The following is a 21798-nucleotide window of genomic DNA, read 5'->3' as shown; positions in this document are numbered from 1 at the left end:
GTCACGTGAGCGTCATGACAGGGCCGCAAACTGGCTCTGTCCGCCAACAACAGCTTCATAAAAACAAGGACGAAGGTATGCCAACACAAAACCCCCATCGCATCGTCGGCCTGTGCACCTCAAGCAAGGTGTACAACGTGCTGACCGAACTCAAGCAACTCGAAGGCCACCGCAGCGCCAAGTTCCTTTCCTTACTGGCGGAAAACCTGGTGCGCAAGGGCCTGCTCAACGAGCAGGAAGTGGTGCACATGCTCGATCTGGTCGTCGATTGAGCGACATCGATTCCTACTATTGAGCCGGTTGATTTTTCGTTACCCCCACTGAGTCGTAAGGTAACCCCCATCGATTGATGGAGGTGTCCCATGCCCAAGGTTCAAATCATGTCTGTCATTGGCAGCGCCGTCCCTGCCCCACTCCGGGAGCTCGGGTTGCTGGCCTGCTGGTATCTGGTGCAAGACGGCGTGACCATCAGCGGCCCGCTGACTTCACTGCCCGCCGCCCAGGCCCTGTCGCAACGCATCGGCCCGTACCTGCTGAGCGCCTAGGGCAACTGCACCCGCGGCGTGGTTTCGACGAACAGGGCCCAACTCGACATGAACAGCGCGGCGATCAGCGGCCCGATCACGAAGCCATTGAGCCCGAACACCGCCAGCCCGCCCAATGTCGAGACCAGCACCATGTAGTCGGGCATCTTGGTGTCCTTGCCCACCAGGATCGGGCGCAGGAAATTGTCCACCAGGCCGATCACGAACACCCCGAACAGCGTCAGCACCACGCCCTGCCAGATCGCCCCGGAAAGCAGGAAATACACCGCCACTGGCGCCCAGACGAGGCCCGCCCCCACCGCTGGCAACAACGACAGGAACGCCATCAGCACCGCCCAGGGCAACACCGTCGGAATCCCCAGGACCCAGAAGATCAGCCCACCCAGCGCCCCCTGGCTGATGGCGACCAGCAGGTTGCCTTTCACCGTGGCGCGCACCACTCGATTGAACTTCAGCTGCAGGCGGCGCTTTTGGTGTTCCGCCAAGGGAATGGCCATGCGCACCTTGCGCACCAGCTCCGCGCCGTCGCGCAGAAAGAAGAACAGCAGGTAGATCATCACGAAGAAGCTGACCATGAACTGAAAGGTGCCCTGCCCGAAACTGAAGGCCTGGGTGGCGAAGAACTCGCTGCCCTGCATCGCGCTCTTGACGATCTTGTCGCGCAAGCCGTTCAGGTTGCCCAGGCCGAAGCGGTCCAGCAGGTGCTGAAAGTACGGCGGCAAGGCATCCTTGAAACGGGCCAGGTAATCGGCAATGTCCAGTTCTCCGCTTTCCAGGCTCTTGTACAGCGCCGCGCCTTCCTGGACCAACAACGTGCTGATGATGATCACCGGCAAGATCGCGCTGACCACACAGATGCTCAACGTGAACAGCGACGTGACATTGCGGTGCCAGCCGAATTTCAACTGCAGGCGGCGCTGCATCGGCGCAAAGACGATGCCCAGGATCACCGCCCAGAACACCGCGCCGTAAAACGGCAGCAGAATCCAGATGAACGCGATGGTGACCAGCACCAGGAGCAGCATCTGGGCTTTGTTTTGCAGCATCTTTCGATTCATCAGCTTTCCATGTCCTAAGGCGGGATAAACATTAGTCAGCCAGGACTCGTGGGAGTGCCTTCTCGTTTGCGCCGTGCATTGATTCAGATCAATAAGGCCTGGCCGACCATGGGCTACCCTCGCCGCCTTTTGCGATCCGACGCCATCATGACCCTCGCCGCCCCCGAACTGCTGGCTCCCGCCGGTACCCTGAAAAACATGCGCTATGCCTTCGCCTACGGTGCCGATGCGGTGTATGCCGGCCAGCCGCGCTACAGCCTGCGGGTGCGCAACAACGAGTTCGACCATGCGAATCTGGCCTTGGGTATTGCCGAGGCCCAGGCCATGGGCAAGCGCTTCTACGTGGTGGTGAACATTGCCCCGCACAACGCCAAGCTGCGCACCTTCCTCAAAGACCTTGAACCGGTGATCGCCATGGCGCCGGACGCGCTGATCATGTCCGACCCGGGGCTGATCATGCTGGTGCGCCGGCACTTCCCCCAGATGCCGATTCACCTGTCGGTGCAGGCCAACACGGTGAACTGGGCGAGCGTCGAGTTCTGGCAGCAGCAGGGCTTGAGCCGGATCATCCTGTCCCGGGAACTGTCCCTGGAGGAAATCGCCGAGATCCGCGAGCAGGTGCCGGCCATGGAACTGGAAGTGTTCGTCCACGGAGCGCTGTGCATGGCTTATTCCGGGCGCTGCCTGCTGTCCGGCTATTTGAACAAGCGCGACGCCAACCAGGGCAGTTGCACCAATGCCTGTCGCTGGAAATATGCGGCACAACCGGCGGTGGAAAATACCGTGGGCGACATTGTGCAGAGCTATCAGCCCGAGCCGACCCTGGGCCTCGGCGCGCCCACCGACCAAGTGTTTTTGCTCCAGGAAGCCAACCGCCCGGAAGAATCCATGCCGGCCTTCGAGGACGAACACGGCACCTACATCATGAATGCCAAGGACCTGCGCGCCGTACAACACGTCGAGCGCCTGGCGCGCATGGGCGTGCACTCGCTGAAGATCGAAGGCCGGACCAAGTCGCACTTCTATTGCGCGCGCACCACCCAGGTGTATCGCCGGGCCATCGATGACGCGGTGGCCGGGCGGGAATTCGATCGTGGCCTGATGACCGACCTGGAGTCCCTGGCCCAGCGCGGCTACACCGAAGGTTTTCTGAGGCGCCACGTGCACGACGAATACCAGAACTACCAGAACGGCAGCTCGGTGTCGGAGCGCCAGCAGTTCGTTGGCGAACTGACCGGCGAACGGCGCGAACGCCTGGCCGAAGTGCGGGTGAAGAACCGCTTTGGCCTGGGGGATCACATGGAACTGATGACCCCCAAGGGCAATTTCCACTTCGACCTGCATCAGTTGCAGAATGCCAAAGGCCAGGGCATCGAGGTGGCACCGGGGGATGGACACGTGGTGTACCTGCCCATCCCGGATGCGGTGGACCTGCGGTTTGGGTTGTTGATGCGCGATGTGCGCGAGTTGCCTGCCTGATTATGGCAATGTGGCAATGTGGCGAGGGAGCTTGCTCCCGCTGGGCTGCGGAGCAGCCCCAAAAAGGTGATCAGCCCGTTACACCGAGGTGCCTGGTTCCAGGATTGCTTCGCAACCCAGCGGGAGCAAGCTCCCTCGCCACTTACCCGGCAGGAACTGCCGAAGGCTGCGATCCTTCTTTCTCGATAAGACCCGGTTGCCCGGGTGAAAACATCTGGATCGAGAGCAAAAGATCGCAGCCTTCGGCAGCTCCTGCTGCGATGGGATCAGATCCGGAACTGCCCCACCAGCTTGCCCAGGCGCTGGCCCAGGTCAGCCAGGCTGCGGGAGGTCTGGGCGCCGAGCTGGGTTTCGTCGGCGACGCTGTCCACCGCCACGGCGATCTGATGCACGCTGCGGTTGATTTCCTCGGCCACCGCGGTCTGTTCTTCGGCAGCGCTGGCGATCTGGGCGTTCATCGAGTTGATGGTGCCGATCAGTTGCGCCATGGTGTCCAGGGAGGCGCCCGCCTCGTTGGCCCGTTCCGAGGTGCCGTCGCCGGCCTCACTGGAACGGCGCATCGCTTCCACCGCCGCGTGGGTGCCTGATTGCAGGCGATCGATCATGCCCTGGATTTCCTGGGTGCTCTGCTGGGTCCGGCTGGCCAGGGCCCGCACTTCATCGGCCACCACGGCAAACCCACGCCCTGCCTCGCCAGCACGTGCGGCCTCGATGGCGGCGTTGAGGGCCAGCAGGTTGGTCTGTTCGGCAATCGAACGAATCACCCCGAGCACGCTGACGATCGAGGCCACGTCCTGCTGCAGGCTGTCCAGGGACACGCCGCTGCTGCGGATATCGTTCACCAACGCATGAATCTGCTGGATGCTGCCGGCCACCACACGCTTGGCCGATTGTCCTTCCTCGTCGGTCTGCTGGGCCGCGACGGCGGCACCCTGGGCGCTGCGGGCGACTTCCTGGGCTGCCGAGGACATCTCGTTGATCGCCGTGGCGACCTGATCGGTTTCGTGGCGCTGGCGTTCCATGGCCTGCTCGGAGCGCTGGGCCTGCTCGGAGACTTGCGTCACCAGCCCGGTCAGTTGCGAGGTCATGTCGGTGATCTGCCGCACCAGGCCGTGGATCTTGTCGACGAAGCGGTTGAACGAACCGGCCAGTTGGCCGAGCTCGTCCTGGCTGGTGATGGTCAGCCGACGGGTCAGGTCGCCCTCGCCCGCGGCGATGTCGTCGAGGTTGTCTTTCATCAGGTGCAGGGGACGCAGGATCGCATTGGCCAGCAACAGGCCCACGACCGCGATCACCAGCAACACCACGGCGGCGATCCCGACAATGCTCAATATCACGCCTTGTACACGATCGTGGACCTTGGCTTCCACCAGGGCCACCTGGGCCTCGATGCCGTCCAGGTTGACTGAGCTACCGACTGCCAGGTCCCACTTGGACAGGTACTCGGTGTAGCCGAGCTTGGGCACCAAGTCCTGGCTGCCGGGCAGTGGCGAGCTGTATTCCAGATAATGCGTTCCGTCCTTGGCGACTTTCACCAGGTCGCGGTTGACGTAGACACCGTTCGGGTCGCGGTTGTCCTTGAAACTCTTGCCAACGCCATCGGGGCTGTTGGCCTTGAACAGACGAATGGTCTCGGAGTCGTAGCCGAAGAAATAGCCGTCCTTGCCGTAGCTGATGTTCGACAGCAGCTTGATCGCCTGGGCACGCGCTTCATTATCGCCAGGCGCAGCGGCATCGTAGAGCGGCTTGATGGCGGTCAGGCCCACTGCCACATAGTTCTGCAGCGTGGCCTTGGCCTCGCTGAGCAGGCGTTCGCGGGTCTGCTGGACCTCTTTGCTAGCTTGCTCCTTCAAGATGAAAGCCGTGGTCAGGCTGATGATCACGGCGGACAGCAATACCGGCAGTATCGCAAGGGACAGGACTTTAGCCTTCAGGCTCAGGCGCATGCTGTTCACTCTTGTAGGTGTTATTGGCGTGGTTAGCTGTATTAACGGCACCGCACGGCAAAACTGTAGGACAGGTTTAACCGGCTATCGCGTACAGGCAGCAACTTCTTCGCGGGATTCAAAGGCCTCATCGCGAGCAAGCCCGCTCCCACAAGGGATCGCTGGTGCACACATATTCTGTGTTCATTGCGGATCCAGTGTGGGAGCGGGCTTGCTCGCGAAGGATGCGACTCGGTCCTTGAGCCCTGTTGAATCAGCCTTACAACACCATCGCCGCCACCCAACCAAACACCAGCAGCGGCAGGTTGTAGTGGATGAAGGTCGGGACCACGGTGTCCCAGATGTGATGGTGCTGGCCGTCGATGTTCAGGCCGGAGGTCGGGCCCAGGGTCGAGTCCGAGGCGGGCGAGCCGGCATCGCCCAGGGCGCCGGCGGTGCCGACGATGCAGACGATCGCCAGCGGGCTGAAGCCCAGTTGCAGGCACAATGGCACGAAAATCGTCGCCAGGATCGGCACCGTGGAAAACGACGAGCCGATGCCCATGGTCACCAGCAGCCCCACCAGCAACATCATCAGCGCGCCAATGCCCTTGTTGTGGCCGATCCAGGCCGCCGAAGACTCCACCAGGCTCTGGACTTCGCCGGTGGCCTTCATCACTTCGGCGAAGCCTGAGGCCGCGATCATGATGAAGCCGATCATCGCCATCATCTTCATGCCTTCGGTGAACAGGTCGTCAGTCTCGCGCCAGCGCACCACCCCCGACAGCGAGAAAATCAGGAACCCGACCAGGGCGCCGATGATCATCGAGTCCACCAGCAGTTGCACCGCGAACGCCGCCGCCACCGCAAAACCGGCCACCATCAGGCTCAGTGGGTTGTAGCGCACGGCCACTTGCTCGACCCGGGCGATTTTCTTCAGGTCATAGACGCGCTTCTTGCGGTAGGAGAACAATGACAACAGCAGACCAAACACCATGCCCAGCGCCGGAATGCCCATGGCATGGGTGACGTTGATGCCGCTGACGTCCACGCCGCTGCGGGCGATGTTGGCCAGGAGGATTTCGTTGAGGAAGATATTGCCGAAACCAACCGGCAGGAACATGTAGGGGGTGATCAGGCCGAAGGTCATGACGCAGGCGATCAACCGGCGGTCCAGCTGCAACTTGGTCAGCACATAGAGCAGCGGCGGCACCAGCAGCGGAATGAAAGCGATATGGATCGGCAAAATGTTCTGGGAGGCGACCGCGACCGTTCCCAGCAAACCGATCAGCACCCATTTGACGCCCCTGCCGCCGGCAGTGTCCTGGCGATCCACCAGGGCCAGGGCTTTGTCCGCCAGGGCGTGGGCCATGCCGGACTTGGCAATCGCCACGGCGAACGCGCCGAGCAAGGCGTAGGACAGCGCCACCGTCGCACCACCACCCAGGCCGGCGTTGAACGCCTTGAGCGTCGCCTCGATCCCCAGGCCACCCGTCAGGCCACCCACCAACGCACCGATAATCAGCGCGATCACCACATGCACGCGGGCCAGGCTGAGCACCAGCATGACGCCAACCGCGGCAATTACTGCATTTATCATCATTACCTCAAAGCACAGCGATGGAAAGCCACCGGACAAAAAGGTCGCGACTTTGCAGCAAGCGGCGGCAAGCTGCAAGGGCCGTGGGGCGGGTTTTCAAATCTCGCAATATTGACTACCACCGCCGCCCCACCCTAGTGGGAGCGAGCTTGCTCGCGATAGCGATCTTTCGGTAGCTATCCATGTGGCTGAACTGACGCCATCGCGAGCAAGCTCGCTCCCACAGGAGGGCGGCGCCATGCGATAGAGGTCAGCGCTTGGGCAACTCAATCACGACCTTCAATCCACCCCACTCGCTGTCGTCCAACGCCAGCAGGCCGCCCCAGGTGTCGACGATGTCCCGCACGATGCCCAGGCCCAAGCCGTGTCCATCGGTCTGTTCATCCAGCCGCGTGCCGCGGCTGAACACCTGGTCGCGGCGATCCCTGGGGATGCCCGGGCCGTCGTCTTCCACGGCCAGACTGAATCCGTCGGCTGTCTCGGTCATGGTCAGGCGCACTTCGGCATCGGCCCATTTGCAGGCGTTGTCCAACAGGTTGCCCAACAATTCCAGCAGGTCTTCACGATCCCAGGGCAGGTGCAGGCCCGGCGGGGCGGCGTAGCTCAGGTGCAGGTGTTCGCCGTGGATCATGTTCAGCGTGGCGAGCAATCCTGGCAACTCGGCATCGCAGTCCAGGTGCGCGCCGGGCAAGGCATCGCCGGACAAGCGGGCGCGGTTGAGTTCCCGGTTCAGGCGCTGGCGGACCTGCTCCAGTTGATCGAGCAGCAGCTTGCGCAACTCGGGATACGGATCGAGCTTCTCGTTCGAAGCCAGGCTTTGCAGCACCGCCAGCGGGGTCTTCAAGGCATGGCCGAGGTTGCCCAGGGCGTTGCGTGAACGCTTGAGGCTGTCCTCGGTGTGAGCCAGCAGATGGTTGATTTGCGCCACCAGCGGTTCCAGCTCCCGTGGCACCTGTTCGTCGAGTTGCGAACGCTGCCCACGCTGCAACTGGGCAATCTGCTCCCGCGCCCGGTCCAGCGGACGCAAGGCGCGGCGCACGGTGATGCGTTGCAGCAACAGAATCAACAGCAACCCCGCCAACCCGAGCCCCAGGCCGATCTGCTGCATTCGGCGGAAGCTGTCACGCACCGGCGTGTAATCCTGGGCCACGCTGATGGAGATCGCCTGGCCCAGCCGTCGATAGTCGGTGCGCAGCACCAGCAGCTTCTGGCCCTCAGGCCCCAGTTGCAGGTTGCTGTGCAGGCCCGGGTGATCGAGCCGGGGCAATTCCTGGTCCCACAGGGAGCGGGAGCGCCAGTGCACATCGGCAAAGTCGATACGGAAATAATGTCCGGAAAACGGCCGCTGATAGGCCGGCGACAAGCGTCGTTCATCCAGTTGCAGCCCCTGCGGGCCGCGCACCAGGGCCACCAGCAGGTTTTCGCTGTCGTTGCGCAGCCCGGCTTCCAGGTAACGCTGCAAGCCCAGCTCGAACAACCATAGGCTGGTCTGTGCCAGAACCAGGCCGACCACCACCATCACACCGATCAACCCCAGGCTCAGGCGCCGCTGGATGGATCTCACTGCGCCTGCCCGCCGAACAGGTAACCCTGGCCGCGACGGGTTTCGATCACGCTGCGGCCCAGCTTGCGCCGCAGGTGATTGACGTGGACTTCAAGCACGTTGGAATCGCGCTCGGTCTCACCGTCGTACAGGTGTTCGGCGAGATGGCTTTTAGAAAGGATCTGCTCGGGATGCAGCATGAAATAGCGCAACAGGCGGAACTCGGCGGCCGTGAGCTGGATGTCGGTGCCGTCGCGGACCACGCACTGGCGACTCTCATCCAGGTGCAACCCGGCCGACTTCAGCGTCGGCTGGTTGACCTGGCCGTGGGAGCGGCGCAGCAACGCCTGGATCCGCAACTGCAGCTCTTCAGGATGAAAAGGTTTGGTCAGGTAATCGTCGGCCCCGGCCTTGAGGCCTTCGATGCGCTCGGCCCAGGAACCGCGCGCGGTAAGGATCAACACTGGCGTGCTCAAGCCACCGGCACGCCATTGGGCGAGCACCTCAAGCCCCGGCACGCCCGGCAGGCCGAGATCGAGGATGATCAGGTCGTAGGGTTCGCTGCTGCCCTGGTACACCGCGTCGCGACCATCGGCGAGCCAGTCGACGGCGTAGCCCTGGCGTGCAAGCCCGGCCATCAGTTCGTCGGCCAGGGGCACGTGATCTTCCACCAGAAGCAGGCGCATCAGTCTTCCTTATCTTTGAGTAAGCGGCCGGTCGCGGCCTCCAGGTCCAATTCGCGCACGACGCCGTCGGTATCCAGCAGCTCGACCTCATAAATATAGACGCCGTGTTTCTCCTCCAGCTCGGCTTCCAGCAGTTTGGCGCCCGGGTGCAGGTCCAGCGCCTGTTGCAGCAGTTGCTCCAGCGGCAAGATCACACCCTGCTGGCGCAGTTGCAGGGCCTCGTCCTGATCCAGGTCCCGGGCCACGGCCAGCGAACAAAACGCCAGCAGCGCCAGCGCCCATCGATTATGGGCGCGCAGATTAAGCTTCATTACGTATCCTGATGATTCTTGAGCACCTTGCCGTTGGTGGCGTCCAATTCCAGATCCCACTCAATGCCCTTCGTATCGCGCAAATCCACCTGGTAAATGTACTTGCCGTACTCTTCGTCCAGCTCGGTATCGGTCAAGGTGGCGCCAGGGTGTTCGGCCAGGGCAGCGGCGTTGAGTTTTTCAAAGGACAGGATGGTACCAGCGTCTTGCAGTTTGCGGGCTTCGTCCGTGTCCAGGTCTCGTGCGTGAACCAGGCTGGTTCCCAGTGCCATCAGGGTCGCGATAAAAAAGGCAGTCAGGCGGTTCATGGGGGTATCTCCTTCTTATAATCTTTACCGGGGCGACTGTATCGGGGTGAACTTAACTGAAACTGAATGGCCATCATGGGACCCACATCAATAACAAGGTTTTGTGTCGTTATAATCAGCCGCTTACCCGCATTCGAGACCGGTATGACCGCCATCCACATCAAGTTTCCCGCCCTCACCCTCAAGGCCGGCCCCCGTGCGTTCGCGCGGATTCGCCAGGCCGGCTTGAACGCCGCCGACGTCGGCATCCTGCCGGGCGCTGCCGGTGGTCCCAAGGCCCTGGGCATCCAGGGGCTGGACTTGGCGCTGTTCGACGAATGGCTGCCCGCCGCGCCCCGGGAGCGCTCGCTGATCGGGGCCTCGGTGGGTGCCTGGCGCTTCGCCAGCGCCTGCCTGCCGGATGCCGCCGAGGGCATCCGGCGCCTGGGCACCTTGTACAACGAACAAAGCTTTGCCAAAGGCGTGACCATGGCCGGGGTCAGCCAAAGCTCGCAACGCATGCTCGATGATTTGCTCGACGGCCGCGACGCTTCGATCCTCGATAACCCGCGATACCGGCTCAACATCATGGTGGTCAAGAGCCACGGCCTGCTGGCCCAGGATCATCGCGGCCGGCTGGGCCTGGGCTTGTCGTCGGTGATCGCCGACAACCTGCGAGGTCGGGCGCGGCTGTCGCGGCATTTCGAACGGCTGATCATCCATGACCCGCGCCTGGCCCCGCCCCTGCATCCGTTGAATGACTTTCCGTCACGCTTCGTTCCGCTGGCGGCCGGCAACCTGCGCCAGGCCCTGCTGGCCTCGGGCTCGATCCCGATGGTGATGGAAGGCGTGCGCGACCTGCCGGGCGCCGGTGCCGGTACCTACCGCGACGGCGGTCTGCTGGACTACCACCTCGACCTGCCCTACAGCGGCGAGGACATCGTGCTCTACCCGCATTTCACCGACCGGGTCATCCCCGGCTGGTTCGACAAGGGCCTGCCGTGGCGCCGGGGCAACGTCGACCGCCTGCAAGACGTGCTGCTGCTGGCACCGTCCCGTGAATACCTGGCGCGCCTGCCCTACGGCAAACTGCCGGACCGCAACGACTTCAAGCGCTTCATGGGGGATGACCCGAGCCGCCGCAAGTACTGGCGCACGGCGATGGACGAGAGCCGCCGGCTCGGTGACGAGTTCCTGGAGCTGACGGCCAACGGTGGCTTGGGCGAACGTTTGCTGACCCTTTAGTCAGCACGGTCGCGCAACACCGTTATCAAACTGATAAACTCCGCCGCCTGCCTTGCGCACCGATATCTAAAGAGCCCGAACCTGTGGAAATTTTCAAAGAGTTTACCTTCGAATCCGCCCACCGCCTGCCCCACGTGCCGGACGGCCACAAGTGCGGCCGCCTTCACGGCCACTCGTTCAAAGTGGCGATCCACCTGAGCGGCGACATCGATCCACACACGGGCTGGATTCGTGACTTCTCGGAAATCAAGGCGATCTTCAAGCCGCTCTACGAGCGCCTGGACCACAACTACCTCAACGACATTCCTGGCCTGGAAAACCCCACCAGCGAAGTCCTGGCCAAGTGGATCTGGAATGAATTGAAGCCATTGCTGCCGGAACTCAGCGCCATCCGCATCCATGAGACCTGCACCAGCGGTTGCATCTACCACGGCGAATAACCCCTTTTCCTTGTGGCAAGGGAGCTTCTGTGGCGAGGGAGCTTGCTCCCGCTGGGCTGGGCAGCAGCCCCAAAAGCAGCGACTCGATTCAACCTGATACACCGCAATCTCAGGCTTGAGGACCGCTTCGCGGCCAGCGGGAGCAAGCTCCCTCGCCACAAGGGTGTCTCCCCAGCTCAATGGCATTGGCCTATGCTCTAGCCCCTGAGCCATTTTCTGGGGAGTATCGATCATGACCCACTGGACGCTGGATCAAACATACGACTTCAACGGGCACTGCATCCGCTACGCCATCCACGGCGATGGCCCGCCGTTGGTGTTTGTCCACGGCACTCCTTTCTCTTCCTACGTGTGGCACCGGATCGCCCCGCTGTTCTTCGCCACCCACCGGGTGCATTACTTCGACCTGCTGGGGTATGGCCAATCCGCGCAACCCGATGCCGACGTGTCCCTCGGCGTGCAAAACCTGTTGTTCGCACAATTGCTGGAGCATTGGCGCCTGGATTGCCCGGATGTGGTGGCCCATGACTTTGGCGGTGCCACGGCCCTGCGCACGCACCTGCTAAACGGCAAGGATTACCGCAGCCTGACCCTGATCGACCCCGTGGCGCTGTCACCCTGGGGTTCGCCCTTTGTGCAGCATGTCCGCCAGCATGAAGCGGCCTTCAGCGGCCTGCCCGACTACATTCAGCGGGCCATCGTGCCGACCTATGTCCGCGGCGCGATCAAACGGGACATCCCGGACGCGGAACTGGCGCCCTACGTGCAGCCTTGGCTTGGCGAGCCGGGCCAGGCGGCGTTCTACCGGCAGATCGCGCAGATGGACGAACGCTACACCCGGGAAGCCGAGAGGCTGTATCCGAACGTGCGCTGCCCGACCCAGATCCTGTGGGGCGAGGATGATCAGTGGATTCCCATCGAGCGCGGCCGGGCCCTGCAACGGATGATCCCAGGGGCACAATTTCATCCCATTCCAAATGCCGGGCACCTGGTCCAGGAAGACGCGCCGGAGGCCATCGTCGCGGCGGTGTTGCGGTTCCTACCATTGCATCTTGGTCCCTGAAGAAACCGCTCCCACAGGGGATTCCCTGCGAGTGAGATCCGTGTTCCAACTTGAATCACTCTTGCACCGCTTTTGGTCCCTGCGCCCACCCAATCCCCAGGATTGTCTATAAATAACCTCGCGATCACTCGCTTGGCACGGGCGCTGCACGTTTGCGATATCCCCCTCATCCGCAAGGACCGCCACATGACTCAGAACGATCCGGGCAATGACTATCCCTTGAGCGAAGTCCCGATGCACGCTCGCAAGGGTCTGGCCTCCACGGCCATGGTGCTGCTGGGTTTCACCTTTTTCACCGCCACCATGTTTGCCGGCGGCAAGCTGGGGGTAGCGTTCGGTTTTGCCGAGATGCTCACGGTCATCGTCATCGGCAATCTGCTGCTGGGCCTCTACGCCGCAGGCCTGGGCTATATCGCCTTCAAGAGCGGGCTCAATTCGGTGTTGATGGGGCGTTTCTGTTTCGGCGAGGTGGGCAGCAAGCTCAGTGACTTGATCCTGGGGTTCACCCAGATCGGCTGGTACGCCTGGGGCACGGCGACTGCCGCAGTGGTGTTGGGCAAGTATTTCGAGTTGAGCGAGAGCACCGTGCTCGGGTTGATGGTGCTGTTCGGCCTGGGGTTCTGCGCCACGGCCTACATTGGTTATCGCGGCTTGGAAATCCTCTCCTACATTGCCGTGCCGGCCATGATGTTGCTGCTGATGCTGTCGATGTGGGTCGCGACGGTGAAGGTCGGTGGCTTCGAGGGCTTGTTGGCGGTGGTGCCGACGGGCAGCCTCGACTGGTCCACCGCCATCACGTTGGTGTTCGGCACCTTCGTCAGCGGCGCGACCCAGGCCACCAATTGGACGCGGTTCTCCCGCTCGGCGAAGGTCGCGGTGCTGGCGAGTCTGATCGGCTTCTTCCTAGGCAATGGGCTGATGGTGCTGATCGGCGCCTACGGGGCCATCGTCTATCAACAACCGGACGTGGTCGAAGTGTTGCTGCTGCAGGGCTTCGCCATGGCGGCGATGGCGATGCTGCTGCTCAACATCTGGAGCACCCAGGACAACACCATCTACAACTTCGCCGTGGCCGGTTGCAACCTGCTGCGCACCCGTCGGCGCAAGACCGTAACCCTCGGTGGCGCGGTGATCGGCACGTTGCTGGCGCTGCTGGGCATGTACGATCTGCTGGTGCCCTACCTGATCCTGCTGGGCACCGTCATCCCACCCATCGGCGGGGTCATCATGGCCGATTTCTTCTTCCGCTGGCGTGGTCGTTATCCGCGCCTGGCCGAGGCGCAACTGCCGGCGTTCAACTGGCCCGGGCTGTTGGCCTATGGGGTTGGCACCGTCGCGGCGTTCAATTCACCCTGGGTCGCGCCGCTGGTAGGAATCGCTGCCGGCGCGCTAACGTATGTGCTATTGATCAGCGTAATGGGTACTCGCACCGCTGATGCGTCCCTACAAAACCTCTAAAGGATTCGCCTGATGCACATCATCAACGCCCGCCTGCGTAACCGTGAAGGCTTGCATGAACTGCACCTGGAAAACGGCTTGATCGCCAACATCGCCCGCCAGACCGAGGCACCCAGCCTCGGCCCGGAAGACCTCGATGCCGGCGGCAACCTGGTGGTCCCGCCCTTCGTCGAACCACACATCCACCTGGACGCCACGCTCACCGCCGGTGAACCGCGCTGGAACATGAGCGGCACGCTGTTCGAAGGCATCGAGTGCTGGGGCGAACGCAAGGCCACCATCACCGAGGAAGACACCAAGACCCGCGCCAAGAAAACCATCCAGGCCCTCGCCGCCCATGGCATCCAGCATGTGCGCACCCACGTCGACGTGACCGACCCCGAGCTCACGGCGCTCAAGGCCCTGCTGCAAGTGCGCGAGGAAAGCCGTCACCTGATCGACATGCAGATCGTCGCGTTTCCCCAGGAAGGCATCGAGTCCTATCGCAACGGCCGCGAGCTCATGGAAGAAGCGATCCGCATGGGCGCCGACGTGGTGGGCGGCATTCCCCACTTCGAGTACACCCGCGACCAGGGCGTCAGCTCGGTGAAATTCCTCATGGACCTGGCCGAACGCACCGGCTGCCTGGTGGATGTGCATTGCGACGAAACCGATGACCCGCACTCACGTTTCCTCGAAGTGCTCGCCGAAGAAGCCCGCAGCCGCGACATGGGCGCGCGTGTCACCGCCAGCCACACCACGGCCATGGGCTCCTACGACAACGCCTACTGCGCCAAGCTGTTCCGCCTGCTCGGGCATTCGGGCATCAGCTTCGTCTCGTGCCCGACCGAAAGCATTCACCTGCAAGGGCGCTTCGATAATTTCCCCAAACGCCGCGGTGTCACCCGGGTCAATGAACTGCTCGAGGCCGGGATGAATGTGTGCTTCGGCCAGGACTCCATCGTCGACCCGTGGTACCCGCTGGGCAACGGCAACATCTTGCGAGTCCTCGAAGCCGGCCTGCACATCTGCCACATGCTCGGCTACCGCAACCTGCAAAGCGCCCTCGACCTGGTCACCGACAACAGCGCCAAGGCCATGGCCCTGGGCGAGCGCTATGGCCTGGAATCCGGGCGTCCGGCTAACCTGCTGATCCTGTCGGCGGACAGTGACTACGAAGTGATCCGCAGCCAGGGCTTGCCGCTCTATTCGATTCGCAACGGTGAGGTGCTGATGAAGCGGCAGATGCCGGTGGTGGAGTTTGCGCAGCAGCCAGGCTGATTTCCCTGTGGGAGCGGGCGTGCTTCGCGGTGACGGTCTAACCGTTGATATGGATGTGACTGACTTGCCGCTATCGCGAGCAAGCTCGCTCCCACAGGGGATTTTCAATGAATAGAAATGTTGTATCCGACACAGATCCATTGTAGGAGCGGGCGCGCTCGCGAAGCGGCATCGGCCACGCCACAAACCTTCAGAAAGCTCTAGGGCACAGACCGCGCCGTCCCAAACAACCTGACCCGCGCCAACTCACCCGCCTCTTCTTCCAGCAAAATCGGCGCAGTCCCCCCTGGCATCATCACACTCACCGCCCCCGCCTGCACCCAACCCACCCGCCATGCCGCACTGGCCACGGCACTGGCGCTGGTGCCCGAGGATGCGGTGGGACCTTCACCCCGCTCGAACACCCGGGCGGCGATTCGCCCTTCGGCTTCGAGCCAGGCCCATTGCAGGTTCACCCCCATAGGGCACGGCATTCCAGACCCACCCGGCGGAGCATAGGCGATGCGGGTCAGGCTCTGGCACAGTGCCGGCGCACGCATCTGCGAATTGCTCGGCAGCGCCTCGGCACTGTCCACCAGCGTCACGCAATGCGGGTTGCCAATGTTCACGAACTGGCTGTTGCCCCACGCCGGGTTCAACCGGTCAAGCGCCGCCACACGGCTGACATCGCACTGGTTGAACATCACACGCTCGACGTCCTGGGCACCGACGGCGCCGGGCCCGAACAGCGGTTTGCCCAGGTCCAGCCAGAAGCCTTGGGCGCCTTCGAATTCAGCAGCGCGAACCGAGGTTTGCAGCGGTGACAAACCGTCGGGTTTATCGTGATGGACCTGCAGCAAGCAATCACCCGTCCCTGCCATCAAGCCCTGCTCTTGCAAGGCCTGGGAGAAAATCGTCAAGCCGTTGCCACTGCGCTCGGCCAGGGTGCCGTCGGTATTGACGATCAACAGATCAAAGGGCGGTTCGTTCTGGAACGGGCCGATCAGCAAACCGTCACTGCGATGAGCCTTGGCATCCGGCGGCGCTTCGCCCGGCGCCCAGGCGCAGAACGCGTGCACGGCAGCCGTTGCCCAAGACTCGCGTGTCTGCGCGGCCTGGGCAGCCGACTGAGGCAGAGCGATGCCGTGGTCTCGAACCTGCCGAGGGGAAATGACGCCATAGATATTGCCGCGCGCGTCATAAAACTTCGTCATGGATCTGTCCGGTATCAGCCAGCAAGGACCGCTACTTTATGTCGGCAAAGGCCAGGGAGCAAAGCTTGCTGGCAACCGGATATTCGCGTCGGCACCTTGGGGTCGCGGTGCGGTCAGTGGATATGCAAGCATAGGCTCCTGCCTGCACCACCGCATCGCACGTAAGCCAAGGACGTTTCATGACTGCCATTACGCCCCCGCCCACCTTTATCCCCGGACGCCTGGAACAGATGTCCACCCGCATCGCCTATCTCATCGCCGGCATCGGCATCGCCGCCTGGGCGCCGCTGGTGCCTTACGCCAAGGTGCGGGCGAACCTGGATGAAGGCACCCTCGGGTTGCTGCTGTTGTGCCTGGGGGTCGGGTCGATCCTGGCGATGCCGATTTCCGGTGCGCTGGCGACGCGGTTCGGCTGCCGGCGGGTGCTCAGCGGCGGTACGATTCTGATCTGCCTGGCGTTGCCGTTACTGGCGACAATGACTTCCCTGCCCTGGCTGGTGGCCGCATTGTTCCTGTTTGGCGCCGGGCTCGGCACCGTGGACTCGACCGTGAACCTGCAAGCGGTGATCGTCGAACGGGCCAGTGGCAAGACCATGATGTCGGGTTTCCACGGCATGTTCAGTCTCGGCGGGATCATTGGCGCGGCGGGTGTTAGCGCGCTGCTTGGCCTGGGGCTTTCGCCGCTGGGGGCGACGCTGGTGGTCAATGGCGTGCTGCTGGTAGCGTTGTTCAAGGCTGCGCCGCACCTGCTGCCCTACGGCAGTGAAAGCTCGGGACCGGCGTTCGCCATTCCCCATGGCGTGGTGCTGTTTATCGGCATCCTCTGTTTCATCGTGTTCCTGGCCGAAGGCGCAGTGCTGGACTGGAGCGCCGTGTTCCTGACCACCGAGCGCGCGGTGGATACCGCCTATGCCGGGCTGGGTTATGCCGCCTTCGCGCTGACCATGACCGTCGGCCGGCTGACCGGCGATTCAGTGGTACATCGCCTCGGAGCCAAACGCGTGATCATCTATGGCGGATCGATCGCGGCAGCCGGGTTCCTGTTGGCGACCCTCGCACCGATGTGGCAAGCCGCGCTACTGGGCTATGGGTTGGTGGGCGCCGGGTGTTCGAACATCGTGCCGGTGCTGTACACCGCCGTCGGCAAACAGACCTTGATGCCAGAGGCCATCGCTGTGCCGGCCATCACCACCATCGGCTATGCCGGCATCCTTGCCGGCCCGGCGCTGATTGGTTTCGTCGCCCATGGCAGCAGCTTGAGCTTTGCGTTTGGGTTGATTGCGCTGTCGCTGGTGGCGGTGGCGATTAGCGGGAAAGTGTTGAAAGTCTGAGGCCTCACACCGCTCTCTGTGGCGAGGGAGCTTGCTCCCGCTCGGCTGCGCAGCAGTCGTAAACCAGCCGATGCGGTCTGCCTGGAAAACGGCGTCAGGCCATTTTGGGGCGGCTGCGCCACCCAGCGGGAGCAAGCTCCCTCGCCACTGGATTGTATTTCAGCCCCTGGCATTGTGTTCCAGGCTACAGGGCCTGGTCCTCGATCAGAACCCCACACTCGCCTGCACAAAGAACGTACGCGGTGCGCCCACGTACATGCCCGAGTTGTTGTCACTGGAACGGGTGTAGTACTGATGGTCGAACAGGTTCTTCACCCCGGCGCCGACTTTCAGGTTCGACAGCTGCGCGCCAAAGTCATAACCGGCGCGCACGTTCCAGAGCACGTAGCCCGGCATGTCGCCAAACTGCCCATCGGCGCTGCCATCGGTGATGTAGTCGTCGCTGAAGCTGCCATCGGCGTTCACGCTGTTGCCCGGTGAGCGCTGCTTGGACTGGGCAAAGGCGTCGAGGTTGTAGGTCCAGCGATTGACGTCGTAGCGCAGGCCCACGTTGGCCACCTGCCGGGAATAGAACGGCAGGTCACGTCCCTTGAAGCTCGGGATCTGGCCTTCGTAAGTCGCACGGGTGTAGGTAAAACCGGCATTGGCGGTGAGGCCTTCGAGACGTGGGTCGAGCGCGGCCATGTCGTAATGCACCGAAGCCTCCAGCCCCTGGTGCTTGGTCGCGCCCATGTTGGTCCAGCCCACGTCGTTGCTGATGTACTGCAATTCGTCGTCGAAGTCGATGTAGAACAGCGTCACTTCCCCGCCCCACACGTCATCGTTGTAGCGCGTGCCGATCTCGTAGGTCTTGGCCTTTTCCGGGCTCAGGCCATTGGCGGTGTTGTTGCCGTCACCGCCCTGGCCGAGCTGGAAATACTGCAGGCTGCCGAACGAGGTCTCGTAGTTGGCGAACAGCTTCCAGGCATCGGACAGGTGATACATCACGCTCAGGGCCGGCAACGGTTCGTTGCTGTCGATGCTGCGGCGTTTTTCCTGCACCGGGCGACCGGCTGTGTCGAGCACCGGGCGGTCATGCCATTCGGTGCTGATGCTTTCGAAGCGGATGCCCGGGGTGATGGTCCACTTGCCGACATCGATCTTGTCATCGATATACACCGCGTGGGCTTCAGTGCCACCGGTACGGTCCTGGTAGACGTGACCGTCGGCCCCCGGACGCACCACTGGTTCGTTATCACGCAACGCCAGGCGACTGGCCTCTTCGTGCATGCCTTCCTTGAGGTAGCGATAACCCACGCTGGCCTCTTGGGTGGTGGGGCCCAGGTCGAACACGTGGGACACCCGGGGCTCGATGCCGAAGGTGTAATAGGTGCGCGGGTAGGACACCAGGTTGCGCTGGTCCCGGGAAGCGATGGTGCTGCCCCGGTAACTGTCGGAGTAATAGGTCAGCACTTCGGCCTGGGTGCGGTCGTCGATCTGGCGCAACCATTTGAACGACACGTCCTTGCGCCGGCCGCTGAAGTTGTCCCAGTCGCGGTCGGACTGGTACGGGTCCGCGTCGTACTGGGCCTGGGTCAGGCCACCGGGCATGTCGGCCTTGGCGTCGTAGTAATGGAAGTTCAGCGAGAAATCGTCCACCTCGGTGGGTGCCCAATGGGTCTTGAGGATGACGTCGTCGATGTCGTTGTCGTTGTTGCTCCGGCGATAACCGTTGCCGTTGACGCCGGAATACAACAGCGCCACGCCCAGGCCATTGTCCGCCGTGCCGCCGAGAAACGCCGTGTCGATGTGCTTCCAGCCGCCGCGCTGGGAGGTTTCCAGGGTGCTGCCGATTTCACCGGTGGCTTTTTCCGGGATCGCCCGGGTCACGAAGTTGATCACCCCGCCGACGTTCTGTGGCCCGTAGCGCACGGAACCGGCGCCGCGCACCACGTCGATACTGTCCAGGTTGCCCGAGGAAATCGGCGCCATGGACAGTTGCGGCTGGCCGTAGGGCGCGAACGCTGCAGGCACGCCGTCGATCAACACCGTGGAGCGTGGCGACAAGCGCGAAGTCAGGCCGCGCACGCCGACGTTCAGGGAGATGTCACTGCCGCCTGTGCCGTTGGCGTCCTGCACCTGCACCCCCGGCACACGCCGCAGCACGTCGCCGACGTTCATCGCGCCCTGCTCCACCATCGCTTCGCGGCGGATCACCGTCCGCGCGCCGGGGTGGTTCTGCACCACCTCCGCATTGGCGTCGCCAAGCCAGTCACCGACCACCTGGATTTCAGTAGCGCCAAGCTCCAGCGGGCCGGCGCTGGAGGCCGAAGGCGCCGGCAATACGGTCGCCGAACCGTCATCAATCCGGTATTGCAGACCACTGCCCTGCAGCAGTTGGTGCAAGGCCGCTTCCGGGGACAGGGTGCCGTCCACGGCCGGCGCTTGTTTACCGGCCACCAGTTCGGGGCTGAAGAACACCTGCAACGCGGTTTGCTGGCCGAGCTGGCTCAAGGCTTGCCCCAACGGCTGCGCCTGGATGTGAATGGCGGTGGTAGCCTGATCGGCATACGCCTGGGGCACAGCGGCGCTGACCGCCAGGGCCAGGGCCAGGGGCAGCCAGCGTACGTGGGTACGGTTGTTGTTTTTGGCGGTTGTTTTCACGTCGAACCTTGTCCTGTTGATCGCAAGAATACGCGTCTGTTAATGCAAACCAGTTGCAGTTGGACAAGAAGACGAAGAACTCGAAAAAAACCTGAATTTATCGCGCAATTATTTCCTGGCTGCCGTCATCCAGGTTGCGCACAGCCACCGGCAGAATGCTCGGCAGCGCCTTGAGCAGTGCCTCAGGATCGTCGGCGCGGAACACGCTGGTCAGGCGCAGGTCGCCCACCGCCGCGCTGCCGACCCGCAGGGGGCGAGTGCGATAACGGGAAACCTCTTCGGCCACTTCCTTGAGCGGCGCGTTGTTGAACACCAGTTTGCCGTTGCGCCAGGCGGTGAGCGCCTCGGCGTTGACCGCGTAAGGTGTGGCGACTTTGCCCTGGGCATCGATCTGGGTGCCGAGACCCGCTGTCAGTATGGCCAACTGAGCCGGGGGCGCGGCGCGTCCCTGGACCTTGACGCTGCCCTGCGCCACCGCCACCCGAGTCTTATCGGCATCGCGGCGCACGTCGAAGCGCGTCCCGGTCACCGTCACCTGACCGTTGCCCGCATTGACGGTGAAGGGTCGGCCAGCATCGTGTTCGACGCTGAACAGGGCCTCGCCTTCGACTAGTTCCACCCGGCGCTGATGGTGCGCGAATTCAATACGCACCCGGCTGCGGCTGTTGAGGTCGATCATCGAGCCGTCCGGCAAGGCGATATGCCGACGCTCGCCGAGGACGGTGGTGTATTCGCCGCTGTAGTCGGTGGAAGAACTCAAACCGCTGAACAGCCCCAACCCCAGCGCCACCGCGAACAGTCCGGCGGCGACGGCATAGCGCAGCAGTGGCCGACGCTTGGGACGTTTGGCGGGAGGTTCGCACAGCGCTCGCAGGCGTTCCTTGGGCAGCAGGTCCGTGGCGCTCCAGATACCCTGGAGCAATTGAATTTCGTCGCGGTGGTTGGCATGTTCGTCCAGCCAGGCTTCGAAACGCTGGCGCTCCTCGACACTCATGGCGGGCGCTTGCAGGCGCACGAACCATTGCGCCGCCGCGTCGCGAACCCTGTCCTGCCCGCACGGGCATTCACGGCTATCCATCATGGAAGGTCCTGTGGCTCAGGTGGAAGAGGACGACGGATCATTGGCCTGGCCCGTCCAGGCAATCGCGCAGATGCCGCAGGGTGCGGATCATATATTTTTCCACCATGTTTTTGGACAGGCCCAAACGCTCGGCGATTTCCGCCTGGGTCAGGCCTTCGATCTTCTGCCAGACAAACACCGTACGGCAGTTGGCCGGCAGCTCGGCAAGCGCTCGCTCGATGGAGTCTGCCAGCTGGATCGCGTGCATGTAGTGCTCCGGGTCGCCCGACAGCGACTGGCTATGGTCGACGGCCGCCTCCTCCATGGCCCCCCGTCGATCTTCGCGCCGATAGCCATCCACTGCAATGTTGCGCGCCGTCTGATGCAAATAGGCCCGTGGCTGCTCGACCCCGCTCGAATCGGACTCAAGCACCCGCACGAAGGTGTCATGGGCCAGGTCCTCGGCCTGCTGGCGATTGCGCAGGCGACGGGTCCAGGTGCCGATCAACTCTTCGTAATGCTCGAAAAAGCCGGGACTGCGGGGCAACTTGGGGGTCATCGCGGCGCGCTGTGGAAACGGGGTGTGAATAGTAATGCTTCCTATTAATACGAAGCAAACCTATTGCGGTGCCTGTCGTCCGAAGCTGTCCCAGCCGACGATAGATTCCTGT

The 21798-nt window shown here is 62.9% G+C and carries 20 protein-coding genes and 1 pseudogene; 9 read left to right on the top strand and 12 right to left on the bottom strand.

Annotated elements, in window-relative coordinates; all coding sequences use genetic code 11:
* The first annotated feature begins 77 nt into the window (after positions 1 to 77).
* A complete protein-coding gene (locus tag BLT00_RS24830; RefSeq protein WP_003203896.1) occupies positions 78 to 272 on the top strand; it encodes a hypothetical protein in 195 nt (64 codons plus the stop codon).
* Between the two features lie 90 nt (positions 273 to 362).
* Complete coding sequence (locus BLT00_RS24825; protein ID WP_003203898.1) at positions 363 to 545, top strand: hypothetical protein; 183 nt, start codon at positions 363 to 365, stop codon at positions 543 to 545.
* Here the strand turns inward: BLT00_RS24825 and BLT00_RS24820 are convergent.
* On the bottom strand, positions 542 to 1603 hold the full coding sequence (locus tag BLT00_RS24820; RefSeq protein ID WP_092149254.1) for an AI-2E family transporter: 1062 nt from the start codon (positions 1601 to 1603) through the stop codon (positions 542 to 544). The genes BLT00_RS24825 and BLT00_RS24820 overlap by 4 nt on opposite strands.
* Before the next feature lie 147 nt (positions 1604 to 1750).
* Here BLT00_RS24820 and yegQ point away from each other — a divergent pair, with 147 nt between their 5' ends.
* The gene (gene yegQ, locus BLT00_RS24815) at positions 1751 to 3082 is read left to right on the top strand and encodes a prephenate-dependent tRNA uridine(34) hydroxylase TrhP (protein WP_092149341.1); all 1332 of its coding nucleotides are present in this window, start codon (positions 1751 to 1753) and stop codon (positions 3080 to 3082) included.
* A 266-nt stretch (positions 3083 to 3348) separates the two neighbouring features.
* Here yegQ and BLT00_RS32645 read toward each other — a convergent pair whose 3' ends face one another.
* The 7 genes and pseudogenes from BLT00_RS32645 to BLT00_RS24785 form a co-directional block, all read right to left on the bottom strand.
* A complete protein-coding gene (locus tag BLT00_RS32645) occupies positions 3349 to 4104 on the bottom strand; it encodes a methyl-accepting chemotaxis protein (protein ID WP_371856978.1) in 756 nt (251 codons plus the stop codon).
* Positions 4105 to 4206: 102 nt separating this feature from the next.
* Positions 4207 to 5028, bottom strand: a pseudogene (locus BLT00_RS32640) (cache domain-containing protein); the annotation flags it as partial.
* 259 nt (positions 5029 to 5287) lie between these two features.
* Positions 5288 to 6604 carry a Na+/H+ antiporter family protein gene (locus tag BLT00_RS24805; protein WP_161951748.1) on the bottom strand — a complete coding sequence of 439 codons (1317 nt, stop codon included), beginning with the start codon at positions 6602 to 6604 and terminating at the stop codon, positions 5288 to 5290.
* 253 nt (positions 6605 to 6857) lie between these two features.
* Positions 6858 to 8171, bottom strand: a complete 1314-nt coding sequence (locus BLT00_RS24800) for a sensor histidine kinase (RefSeq protein WP_063320295.1) — start codon at positions 8169 to 8171, stop codon at positions 6858 to 6860.
* Complete coding sequence (locus BLT00_RS24795; protein ID WP_063320294.1) at positions 8168 to 8836, bottom strand: response regulator transcription factor; 669 nt, start codon at positions 8834 to 8836, stop codon at positions 8168 to 8170. The genes BLT00_RS24800 and BLT00_RS24795 overlap by 4 nt, the downstream gene beginning before the upstream one ends.
* Positions 8836 to 9147 (bottom strand): PepSY domain-containing protein, encoded by a 312-nt coding sequence (locus tag BLT00_RS24790; protein ID WP_063320293.1) that lies wholly within the window; start codon positions 9145 to 9147, stop codon positions 8836 to 8838. The genes BLT00_RS24795 and BLT00_RS24790 overlap by 1 nt, the downstream gene beginning before the upstream one ends.
* Positions 9147 to 9455 (bottom strand): PepSY domain-containing protein, encoded by a 309-nt coding sequence (locus BLT00_RS24785; protein WP_063320292.1) that lies wholly within the window; start codon positions 9453 to 9455, stop codon positions 9147 to 9149. Before BLT00_RS24785 ends, BLT00_RS24790 begins: the two co-directional genes overlap by 1 nt.
* Positions 9456 to 9599: 144 nt before the next feature.
* Between BLT00_RS24785 and BLT00_RS24780 the strand changes: the two genes are divergently transcribed.
* The 5 genes from BLT00_RS24780 to codA all read left to right on the top strand — a co-directional run bounded on the left by BLT00_RS24780 (position 9600) and on the right by codA (position 14900).
* Positions 9600 to 10679 (top strand): hypothetical protein, encoded by a 1080-nt coding sequence (locus tag BLT00_RS24780; protein ID WP_092149248.1) that lies wholly within the window; start codon positions 9600 to 9602, stop codon positions 10677 to 10679.
* An 83-nt stretch (positions 10680 to 10762) separates the two neighbouring features.
* Positions 10763 to 11119 (top strand): 6-carboxytetrahydropterin synthase QueD, encoded by a 357-nt coding sequence (gene queD, locus BLT00_RS24775; RefSeq protein ID WP_003203918.1) that lies wholly within the window; start codon positions 10763 to 10765, stop codon positions 11117 to 11119.
* 232 nt (positions 11120 to 11351) lie between these two features.
* Positions 11352 to 12182: an alpha/beta fold hydrolase gene (locus tag BLT00_RS24770; RefSeq protein ID WP_092149245.1), complete on the top strand. Its 831-nt coding sequence runs from the start codon at positions 11352 to 11354 to the stop codon at positions 12180 to 12182.
* A 186-nt stretch (positions 12183 to 12368) separates the two neighbouring features.
* Complete coding sequence (gene codB, locus BLT00_RS24765; protein ID WP_072345861.1) at positions 12369 to 13640, top strand: cytosine permease; 1272 nt, start codon at positions 12369 to 12371, stop codon at positions 13638 to 13640.
* A 12-nt stretch (positions 13641 to 13652) separates the two neighbouring features.
* Positions 13653 to 14900 (top strand): cytosine deaminase, encoded by a 1248-nt coding sequence (codA, locus tag BLT00_RS24760; protein WP_092149242.1) that lies wholly within the window; start codon positions 13653 to 13655, stop codon positions 14898 to 14900.
* A gap of 200 nt (positions 14901 to 15100) precedes the next feature.
* Here codA and BLT00_RS24755 read toward each other — a convergent pair whose 3' ends face one another.
* Positions 15101 to 16093: a diaminopimelate epimerase gene (locus BLT00_RS24755; protein WP_092149239.1), complete on the bottom strand. Its 993-nt coding sequence runs from the start codon at positions 16091 to 16093 to the stop codon at positions 15101 to 15103.
* 179 nt (positions 16094 to 16272) lie between these two features.
* Between BLT00_RS24755 and BLT00_RS24750 the strand changes: the two genes are divergently transcribed.
* Positions 16273 to 17424, top strand: a complete 1152-nt coding sequence (locus tag BLT00_RS24750; protein WP_063320287.1) for an MFS transporter — start codon at positions 16273 to 16275, stop codon at positions 17422 to 17424.
* Between the two features lie 204 nt (positions 17425 to 17628).
* On the opposite strand, the gene BLT00_RS24745 is transcribed toward BLT00_RS24750, so the two are convergent.
* The 3 genes from BLT00_RS24745 to BLT00_RS24735 form a co-directional block, all read right to left on the bottom strand.
* Positions 17629 to 20067 (bottom strand): TonB-dependent siderophore receptor, encoded by a 2439-nt coding sequence (locus BLT00_RS24745; RefSeq protein WP_092149236.1) that lies wholly within the window; start codon positions 20065 to 20067, stop codon positions 17629 to 17631.
* A 97-nt stretch (positions 20068 to 20164) separates the two neighbouring features.
* A complete protein-coding gene (locus BLT00_RS24740) occupies positions 20165 to 21148 on the bottom strand; it encodes a FecR family protein (protein ID WP_092149233.1) in 984 nt (327 codons plus the stop codon).
* Positions 21149 to 21185: 37 nt separating this feature from the next.
* The gene (locus BLT00_RS24735; RefSeq protein WP_092149230.1) at positions 21186 to 21686 is read right to left on the bottom strand and encodes a sigma-70 family RNA polymerase sigma factor; all 501 of its coding nucleotides are present in this window, start codon (positions 21684 to 21686) and stop codon (positions 21186 to 21188) included.
* Between the last annotated feature and the right edge of the window lie 112 nt (positions 21687 to 21798).

Origin of the sequence: Pseudomonas sp. NFACC51 (assembly GCF_900103575.1) — a bacterium.
In the GTDB taxonomy this organism is placed as follows: Bacteria; Pseudomonadota; Gammaproteobacteria; order Pseudomonadales; family Pseudomonadaceae; genus Aquipseudomonas; species Aquipseudomonas fluorescens_Q.
This window is presented reverse-complemented; position numbering and strand designations above follow the sequence as displayed.

Coding starts and splice junctions, on each gene's coding strand:
- yegQ (WP_092149341.1), top strand. CDS start 1,751: ATGACCCTCGCCGCCCCCGAACTGCTGGCTCCCGCCGGTACCCTGAAA.
- codB (WP_072345861.1), top strand. CDS start 12,369: ATGACTCAGAACGATCCGGGCAATGACTATCCCTTGAGCGAAGTCCCG.
- BLT00_RS24795 (WP_063320294.1), bottom strand. CDS start 8,836: ATGCGCCTGCTTCTGGTGGAAGATCACGTGCCCCTGGCCGACGAACTG.
- BLT00_RS32645 (WP_371856978.1), bottom strand. CDS start 4,104: ATGGAACGCCAGCGCCACGAAACCGATCAGGTCGCCACGGCGATCAAC.
- BLT00_RS24780 (WP_092149248.1), top strand. CDS start 9,600: ATGACCGCCATCCACATCAAGTTTCCCGCCCTCACCCTCAAGGCCGGC.
- BLT00_RS24785 (WP_063320292.1), bottom strand. CDS start 9,455: ATGAACCGCCTGACTGCCTTTTTTATCGCGACCCTGATGGCACTGGGA.
- BLT00_RS24820 (WP_092149254.1), bottom strand. CDS start 1,603: ATGAATCGAAAGATGCTGCAAAACAAAGCCCAGATGCTGCTCCTGGTG.
- codA (WP_092149242.1), top strand. CDS start 13,653: ATGCACATCATCAACGCCCGCCTGCGTAACCGTGAAGGCTTGCATGAA.
- BLT00_RS24740 (WP_092149233.1), bottom strand. CDS start 21,148: ATGATGGATAGCCGTGAATGCCCGTGCGGGCAGGACAGGGTTCGCGAC.
- BLT00_RS24830 (WP_003203896.1), top strand. CDS start 78: ATGCCAACACAAAACCCCCATCGCATCGTCGGCCTGTGCACCTCAAGC.
- BLT00_RS24770 (WP_092149245.1), top strand. CDS start 11,352: ATGACCCACTGGACGCTGGATCAAACATACGACTTCAACGGGCACTGC.
- BLT00_RS24825 (WP_003203898.1), top strand. CDS start 363: ATGCCCAAGGTTCAAATCATGTCTGTCATTGGCAGCGCCGTCCCTGCC.
- BLT00_RS24735 (WP_092149230.1), bottom strand. CDS start 21,686: ATGACCCCCAAGTTGCCCCGCAGTCCCGGCTTTTTCGAGCATTACGAA.
- BLT00_RS24755 (WP_092149239.1), bottom strand. CDS start 16,093: ATGACGAAGTTTTATGACGCGCGCGGCAATATCTATGGCGTCATTTCC.
- BLT00_RS24750 (WP_063320287.1), top strand. CDS start 16,273: ATGACTGCCATTACGCCCCCGCCCACCTTTATCCCCGGACGCCTGGAA.
- BLT00_RS24790 (WP_063320293.1), bottom strand. CDS start 9,147: ATGAAGCTTAATCTGCGCGCCCATAATCGATGGGCGCTGGCGCTGCTG.